Source organism: Corallococcus exercitus (assembly GCF_003611585.1).
GTDB lineage: Bacteria > Myxococcota > Myxococcia > Myxococcales > Myxococcaceae > Corallococcus > Corallococcus exercitus.
This window is the reverse complement of the sequence record NZ_RAVW01000394.1, coordinates 1-9,244: the sequence shown is the minus strand read 5'-3', so window position 1 is coordinate 9,244 and position 9,244 is coordinate 1. Positions and strand designations below refer to the sequence as shown.

The window sequence follows — 9,244 nt, the reverse complement described above, 5'->3', positions numbered from 1 at the left end:
CTCTTCAACCACTACGGGCCCACCGAGAGCACCGTCGTCGCCACCTTCACTCCCGTCACTGCTTCCACGCGCGACGACGGCACGCGGCCTCCCATTGGCCGCCCCATCGCCAACACCCGCACCTACGTCCTCGACGCCCACCTGCAGCCGGTGCCCATTGGCGTCCCGGGCGAACTCTTCCTCGCCAGCGAAGGCCTTGCCTGGGGCTACCTCGGCCAGCCCGCCCTGAGTGCCGAGCGCTTCATCCCTCACCCCTTCTCCTCCACCCCGGGCGCCCGCCTCTACCGCACCGGCGACGTCGTGCGCTGGCGCGCCGACGGCCAGCTGGACTACCTCCAGCGGCTCGACTTCCAGGTGAAGGTGCGTGGCTTCCGCATCGAGTTGGGCGAAATCGAAGCCTCCCTCCTCGCCCATGCCTCCGTGCATGAGGCCGTCGTCCTCGCTCGTGAAGACGCTCCGGGCGACAAGCGACTCGTGGCTTACGTCGTGGGAGAAGCGCTCGACGTCTCCGCCCTCCGTGCTCACCTCAAGCAGCACCTGCCCGAGTACATGGTGCCCTCCGCCTTCCTCGTCCTGGAGGCGCTCCCCCTCAACGCCAACGGCAAGGTGGACAGGAAGGCCCTTCCTGTCCCTGACGCTTCGCCCCTCGCGGACTTCGTTGCCCCGCGCGACTCCACCGAAGAGAAGCTCGCCGAAGTCTTCGCCCAGGTCCTGCGCGTGGAGCGCGTGGGCATCCACTCCGACTTCTTCTCCCTCGGTGGTCACTCGCTGCTGGCCACCCAGCTCGTCTCCCGCGTGCGCGCCACCTTCCGGCGTGAACTTCCCGTGCGTGCGCTGTTCGAGGCCCCGACCGTGGCCGGGCTTGCCCAGCGCATCGACTCCGCACGGTCCTCCGGGGTGCAGGCTCCGCCGAGCATCCCCAGGGTGAATGCCACCACGGCGCCCCTGTCCTTCGCGCAGCAGCGGCTCTGGTTCCTGGATCAGCTCACTCCGGGGGATGCGTCGTACAACATCTCCAGTGCGCTGAGCTTGAAGGGCCAGGTGGACGTGGAGTCCCTGCGCCGTGCCTTCGAGTCGCTCGTCCAGCGCCACGAGGCCCTGCGCACCACCTTCCGCGAGCACCAGGGGCAGGCCACCCAGTCCATCCATCCTCCGGGCACCTGGACCCTGCCGCTGCATGACCTGTCCGCCCTGCCCGAAGCGCGGCGTGAAGCCGAAGCACGACGGCTGGTCACCGAGGACGCTCGACAGCCATTCCAGCTGGAGGAAGGGCCGCTCCTGCGCACCGCCCTGGTGCGGCTGGGAGTGGAAGACCACCTGTTGCTCGTGACGATGCACCACATCGTCTCCGACGGTTGGTCCATGGGCGTCCTCGTCCGCGAACTGGTGGCCCTCTACGAGGCTTTCAGTGCGGGCCGGAGCCCTTCGCTCGTGCCACTGCCCATCCAGTACGCGGACTTCGCGGCATGGCAGCGCCAGTGGCTCCAGGGCGAGACGTTGGACGCGCACCTCGGGTACTGGAAGCAGCAGCTCGCGGGTGCGCCAGCCGCGCTGGAGCTGCCCACGGACCGGCCGCGTCCGCCCGTGCAGTCGCACCGCGGCGCCAAGGTGGACGTACGCATTCCCGGGGAGGTCGCCCACGCACTCAAGGCACTGGCGGGCCGCGAGGGTGCCACGCCCTTCATGGTGCTGCTCGCGGCCTTCCAGGTGCTGCTGTCGCGCTACGCCGCCCAGGACGACGTCAGCGTCGGCACGCCCATCGCGGGACGCACGCAGGCGGAGACCGAAAGCCTCATCGGCTTCTTCGTCAACACCCTGGTCCTGCGCGCCCATGTCGAGCCGCGCGCGACGTTCCGCCAACTGCTCGCCCAGGTGCGCGGCAAGACGCTCACGGCCTACGAGCACCAGCACGTGCCTTTCGAGAAGCTGGTGGAAGCGCTCCAGCCCGTACGGGACTCCAGCCGCAGCCCCCTCTTCCAGGTGATGTTCGCCCTGCAGAACACGCCCTCCGAGGCGCTCCAGCTCCCGGGCCTCTCCCTGCGGCCCCTGCCCCTGGAGGCCCACTTCGCGAAGTTCGATCTCACGCTCTCCCTGCAGGAGATCCAGGAGGGAATGTTCGGCACGCTGGAGTACGCGACGGACCTGTTCGACGCGGCGACCATCCAGCGCATGGCGGGCCACTTCGGCGTGCTGCTGGAGGCCATCGCGCAGAAGCCGGACACGAGGCTGGGCGACCTGCCCCTGCTCCCCCCCCCTGAGCGCCAGCAGCTTCTTGTCGAGTGGAATCCTCCTGCCTCACAGATGCCGCAGGAGCCCAGCATCCCTGCGATGGTGGAAGCCCAGGTGCGCCGCACGCCGGATGCGCTGGCCGTCATCACGCCGGAGCGGCGGTTGACCTACCGGGAGGTGGACACGAAGGCGAATCAGCTCGCCCACCGCCTGCGCAACCTGGGCGTCGGCCCCGAAGTCCGCGTGGGTTTGTGCGTTGAGCGCACCGAGGACTTGGTCATCGGTGCCCTCGGCATTCTCAAGGCCGGTGGCGCGTATGTGCCCCTCGACCCCAGCTACCCGCGTGAGCGCCTGGCCTGGCTCCTGGAGGATGCACAAGGCCCTGCTCTCGTCGCCCACTCGCATCTGCTCGCTGCGCTGCCTGAAACGGCTGCCACGCCCGTGTGCCTCGACTCGGACACGGAATTGGCGAAGCAGCCCACCACGGCACCTGAGGTGGGCATCCACGCCGGGCACCTCGCCTACCTCATCTACACCTCCGGCAGCACCGGCCGTCCCAAGGGCGTCGCCATCTCCCATGGCAACGCTGTCTCCTTCCTCCACTGGGCGCTCGCGACGTTCTCTCCGGAGGAACTGAAGGGCACGCTCGCCGCGACGAGCCTCAACTTCGACCTCTCCGTCTTTGAACTCTTCGCCCCGTTGAGCAGCGGCGGCGCGGTGGTGGTGGCACGCAACGCCCTGCACCTGGCGGAACTGCCCACCGCTTCGCACGTCACCCTCGTCAACACGGTGCCCTCCGCCATGGCGCAACTGCTGCGCCTGGGCGCCGTGCCTCCGGGAGTACGCGTCGTCAACCTCGCGGGCGAAGCGCTACCGGAGACGTTGGCCAAGCAGGTCTACGCCGTCTCGACGGTGCAGAAGCTCTTCAACCTCTACGGGCCTTCCGAGGACACCACCTACTCCACGGCCTCCCTCGTCGGCCGTGACGAGGTGCCTCTCATCGGCAGGCCTCTGCCGGCGACGCGCGCCTACGTGCTGGACGCTTCGTTGCAGCCGGTGCCCGTGGGCGTCGCAGGCGAGCTGTACCTCGCGGGTGAAGGACAGGCGCGGGGCTACCTGCTGCGCCCGGAACTCACCGCGGAGCGCTTCGTGCCCGAGCCGTACGGCCCTCCGGGCGGCCGCATGTACCGCACCGGCGACCGCGTCCGTTACCGCATGGACGGGCGCCTGGAGTACCTGGGCCGCATCGACTTCCAGGTGAAGGTCCGCGGCTTCCGCATCGAGTTGGGTGAAATCGAAGCGGCGCTTCGCCGCGCTCCTGGCCTCAAGGACGCCGTCGTCGTCGCGAAGGGCGAAGCCGCCGACAAGCGGCTGGTCGCCTACGTCACCGCGCGCGACGGCCACGCTCTGGACTCCGAGTCTCTCAAGGCCCACCTCCGGCAGCAGCTGCCCGAGTACATGGTGCCTTCCGCGCTCCTCGTCCTGGAGGCCCTGCCGCTCAACTCCAACGGCAAGGTGGACCGCAAGGCCCTGCCCGAACCGGGCCACCTCGCGCGCTCGTCCGACTTCGTCGCCCCACGGAACAGCACCGAGGAACAGCTGGCCGCCCTCTTCACGGAAGTGCTGCGCGTGGAGCGCATCGGCATCCAGGACGACTTCTTCGCGCTGGGTGGCCACTCCCTGCTGGCCACCCAGCTCGTCTCGCGCGTGCGGTCCACCTTCGGCGTGGAGCTGCCCCTCCGCGTGTTCTTCGAAGCGCCTACGGTGGAGGCGCTCGCGACGAAGCTTGATGGCGCCCAGCGCTCCGAACATCGCCCACCGCCGCTGCGTCCTTCCTCGCACGAAGGCGCCCTGCCCCTGTCGTTCGCCCAGCAGCGGCTCTGGTTCCTGGATCAGCTCACCCCGGGTGACGCGTCGTACAACATCCCCACGGCGCTGCGCCTGACGGGCCGCGTGGATGTGGAGTCCCTGCGCCGCGCCTTCGAAGCGCTGGTCGCCCGTCACGAGTCCCTGCGCACCACCTTCCATGAGCACCAGGGCCAGGCCACCCAGTCCATCCATCCTCCGAACACCTGGACCCTGCCGCTCATCGACGTGTCCGGCCTGCCCGAAGCGCAGCGCGAAGCCGAGGCCCAGCGCTGCGTCGCGGAGGACGCCCGTCAGCCGTTCCACCTGGAACGTGGCCCGCTGCTGCGCACGGCCCTCGTGCGGCTGACCGCCGAAGAGCACCTGCTGCTGGTGACGATGCACCACATCGTCTCCGACGGCTGGTCCATGGGCGTCCTCGTGCGCGAACTCGTGACGCTCTACGCGGCCTTCACCCAGGGCGCTGCGCCGGCCCTCAGCCCCCTGCCCCTGCAGTACGCGGACTTCGCGGCCTGGCAGCGCCAGTGGCTCCAGGGAGAGACGCTGGAGGCGCAGCTCGGCTACTGGAAGCAGCAGCTCGCGGGAGCGCCCGCCGCGCTGGAGCTGCTGACGGACCATCCTCGGCCGTCCGTGCAATCCCATGCGGGCGCGGCCCTCTCCATCCAGCTCCCGCCCGAAGCCTCCCAGGCCCTCAAGGCCCTGGCCCGACGTGAAGGCGCCACGCCCTTCATGGTGCTGCTCGCGGGCTTCCAGCTCCTGCTGTCGCGCTACGCCGGCCAGGACGACGTCAGCGTGGGCACTCCCATCGCGGGCCGCACGCAGGCGGAGACCGAAGGCCTTATCGGCTTCTTCGTCAACACGCTCGTCCTGCGCGCTCACGTCCAGCCGAAGGCGACCTTCCGGCAGCTGCTCGCCCAGGTGCGCGGCACGACGCTCGCGGCCTACGAGCACCAGCACCTGCCCTTCGAGAAGCTGGTGGAGGTCCTCCAGCCCGTACGCGACACAAGCCGCAGTCCGCTCTTCCAGGTGATGTTCGCCCTGCAGAACGCGCCCACCGGGGACCTGCGAGTCCCCGGCCTGACCTTCCAGCAGGTCGCCTCCGACGCACGCTCCGCCAAGTTCGACCTCACCCTGACGCTGCAGGATTCACCGCAGGGGTTCACCGGCTGGCTGGAGTACAGCACCGCCCTCTTCGAGCGGAGCACCGTGGAGCGGATGGGCAGCCACCTGCGCACGCTGCTGGAGGCCGTGGCAGCGAAGCCCGAGCAGGCCCTGTCCGAGCTGTCGCTGCTCTCCCGTGAGGAGCGCCAGCGCATCCTCGTCGACTGGAACGACACCACGGTCGCGAGTCCCATGGACGTCCCCGTCCACGTCCACTTCTCCCAGCAGGCCCGGCGCACGCCCGACGCGGTGGCCCTGGTCCTGGGGGATGCGACGCTGACGTACGCCCGGCTTGAAGCCCGCGCGAACCAGCTGGCCCATCACCTGGGCTCGCTGGGCATCGCCCCCGGCGCGCGAGTCGGCCTCGCCGTCGAGCGCTCGTTCGAGATGGTCATCGCCCTGCTCGCCATCCTCAAGGCAGGCGCGGCCTTCGTCCCCGTGGACCGCAATGCCCCGGTGGAACGCATCGCGATGCTGCTGGAGGACGCCGACGTCGGCGTGGTGCTCACCCATCAGCCCTTCGCCTCCAAGCTGCCCGCGTCCGGTACCCGCGTCTGGCTGGACGCGCAGCAGGACGTCCTGGCCACGCTGCCCACGCACGCGCCCGACGTCCGCGTGGACGGGGAGTCCCTCGCCTACGTGATGTTCACGTCAGGCTCCACGGGCCGTCCCAAGGGCGTCAGCGTGCCCCACCGGGGCATCACCCGCCTGGTGCTCGGCAGCACCTTCATGCGCTTCGGGCCCGACGAGGTGTGGCTGCAGATCGCGCCCATCGCCTTCGACGCGTCCACCCTGGAGCTCTGGGGCGCGCTGCTGCACGGCGCGAAGCTCGTCCTCGCTCCGCCCCATGCCCTCTCGCTGGAAGAGCTGGCGGAGCAGGTGCGGCGCCACCGCGTGACGACGCTGTGGCTGACGACCGCGCTCTTCGAGCAGATGGCCCTGCACCAGGGAGAAGTCCTGGCCCAGGTGAGCCAGGCCCTCACGGGAGGAGACGTGATGCCCTGGTCCCGCCTGCGCGAGCACCTCCCCCGTCTCGTCGAAGGCGCGACGCTGATCAATGCCTACGGCCCGACGGAGAACACGACCTTCTCCACCACGCTGCCGTTGAACCGCGACACGCGCGTGGACGGGCCCGTCTCCATCGGCCGTCCCATCCCGAACTCCACGGCCTATGTGTTCGATGCGAACCTGCACCCCGTGCCCGTGGGCGTCGCGGGCGAGGTGTACGTCGGCGGCCCGGGCCTCGCGTGGGGCTACTTCCACCGCCCCGAGCTGACCGCGGAGCGCTTCGTCCCCCACCCCTTCGCCTCCACGCCCGGCGAGCGCCTCTACCGCACGGGCGACAAGGCCCGCTGGCGGGAGGACGGCACGCTCGACTTCCTGGGCCGCGTCGACTTCCAGGTGAAGGTGCGCGGCTTCCGCATCGAGCTGGGTGAAATTGAAGCGGCCCTGCGTGCCTTCCCGGGCGTCAACGAGGCCGTCGTGGTGGCCCGGGGCGCGGACGCGGACAAGCACCTCGTGGGTTACGTCACCGCGCGCGAAGGCCACGCGCTGGACTCCGACGCGCTCAAGGCCCATCTCCGGCGGAACCTGCCGGAGTACATGGTGCCCTCCGCGTTCCTCGTCCTGGAGGCGCTGCCACTCAATGCCAACGGCAAGGTGGACAGAGGAGCCCTCCCGGAACCGGGAGAAGCCTCGCGCGCCGTCGCCTTCGTCGCACCGCGCACCCCCACCGAGGAGCAACTGGCCGCCCTCTTCGCCGAGGTCCTCCGGGTGGAGCGCGTGGGCGTCCACGAAGACTTCTTCACATTGGGAGGCCACTCGCTCCTGGCCACCCAGGTCGTCTCGCGCGTGCGGGCCACGCTGGGGGTGGAGCTGCCCCTGCGGACCCTCTTCGAGGCCTCCACCGTGGAGGCCCTCGCGCTGAAGCTCGCGGACGCGCGGCCCACTGCGCTCCGTGCTCCTCCGCTGCGACCCGTGTCCCAAGCAGGAGCCGTTCCGCTCTCCTTCGCGCAGCAGCGGCTCTGGTTCCTGGATCAGCTCACTCCGGGGGATGCGTCGTACAACATCCCCACGGCGCTGAGCTTGAAGGGCCGGGTGGACGTGGAGTCCCTGCGCCGCGCTTTCGAAGCGCTGGTCTCCCGCCACGAGTCCCTGCGCACCACCTTCCGCGAGCACCAGGGCCAGGCCACCCAGGTCATCCACGCGCCCGGCGCATGGACCCTGCCGCTCATCGACGTGTCCGGCCTGCCCGAAGCGCAGCGCGAAGCCGAGGCCCAGCGCCGCGTCGCGGAGGATGCCCGTCAGCCGTTCCACCTGGAACGGGGGCCACTCCTGCGCACGGCCCTCGTGCGGCTGACTGCCGAAGAGCACCTGCTGCTGGTGACGATGCACCACATCGTCTCCGACGGTTGGTCCATGGGCGTCCTCGTCCGCGAACTGGTGGCCCTCTACGAGGCTTTCAGTGCGGGCCGGAGCCCCTCACTCGCGCCACTGCCCATGCAGTACGCGGACTTCGCGGCCTGGCAGCGCCAGTGGCTCCAGGGCGAGACGTTGGACGCGCACCTCGGGTACTGGAAGCAGCAGCTCGAGGGTGCGCCAGCCGCGCTGGAGCTGCCCACGGACCGGCCGCGTCCGCCCGTGCAGTCGCACCGGGGTGCCACGGTGGACGTACGCATTCCCGCGGAGGTCGCCCACGCACTCAAGGCACTGGCGGGCCGCGAGGGTGCCACGCCCTTCATGGTGCTGCTCGCGGCCTTCCAGCTCCTGCTGTCGCGCTACACCGGCCAGGACGACGTCAGCGTGGGCACTCCCATCGCGGGCCGCACGCAAGCGGAGACCGAAGGCCTCATCGGCTTCTTCGTCAACACGCTCGTCCTGCGCACCCAACTGAACCCACGCGCGACGTTCCGTGAGTTGCTCGCCCAGGTGCGCGGCACGACGCTCGCGGCCTACGAGCACCAGCACCTGCCCTTCGAGAAGCTGGTGGAGGTCCTCCAGCCCGTACGGGACGCAAGCCGCAGTCCGCTCTTCCAGGTGATGTTCACCCTGCAGAACGCGCCCACCGGGGACCTGCGGGTCCCCGGCCTCAGCTTCCAGCAGCTCGCCTCCGACGCGCGCTCCGCCAAGTTCGACCTCACTCTGATGATGCAGGACTCGGCCCAGGGCTTCGTCGGTTCGCTGGAGTACAGCACCGCCCTCTTCAACCGGAGCACCGTGGAGCGGCTGGGCAGCCATCTGCGCACGCTGCTGGAGGCCGTGGCCCTGAGGCCTGAGCAGCCCGTGGCCGAGCTGCCCTTGCTGCCGGCGGAAGAGCGTCAGCGGCTGCTCGTGGAGTGGAACGACACCACCGTCGCCAGTCCGACGGACGTCCCCGTCCACGCCCACTTCGCCCAGCAGGCACAGCGCACACCCGATGCCGTCGCCCTGGTGCTGGGGGCTGACTCGCTGACCTATGCCCAGCTGGACGCACGCGCGAACCAGTTGGCGCACCACCTGAGTGCCCTGGGCGTCGTCCCGGGTGCGCGCGTCGGCCTCGCCATCGAGCGTTCCTTCGAAATGGTGACGGCGCTGCTCGCCATCCTCAAGGTGGGCGCGGCCTTCGTTCCCGTGGACCGCAATGCTCCCGTGGAGCGCATCGCCGCCCTGCTGGAGGACGCCGACGTCAGCGTGACGCTCACGCATCAACCCTTCGCGTCGTTGCTGCCCGCTTCCGGCGAACGTATCTGGCTGGACGCACAGGCCCATGACATCGCCAAGGGTCCCGCCCACGCCCCCGACATCCGCGTGGACGGCGAGGCCGTGGCCTACGTCATGTTCACCTCTGGGAGCACCGGGCGCCCCAAGGGGGTCTGCGTGCCCCACCGGGGCATCACCCGCCTGGTGCTCGGCAATTCCTTCATGCGCTTCGGGCCTGACGAGGTCTGGCTCCAGGCAGCCCCGGTCGCCTTCGACGCCTCCACGCTCGAAATCTGGGGCGCCCTGCTGC

Annotated in this window: 1 protein-coding gene; it reads left to right on the top strand. The window is 70.0% G+C overall.

All coding sequences use genetic code 11. The features are described 5' to 3' along the window. Positions 1-9,244 (top strand): non-ribosomal peptide synthetase (locus D7W79_RS33410; RefSeq protein ID WP_120529394.1); only part of this gene is annotated, 9,244 nt, incomplete at both ends.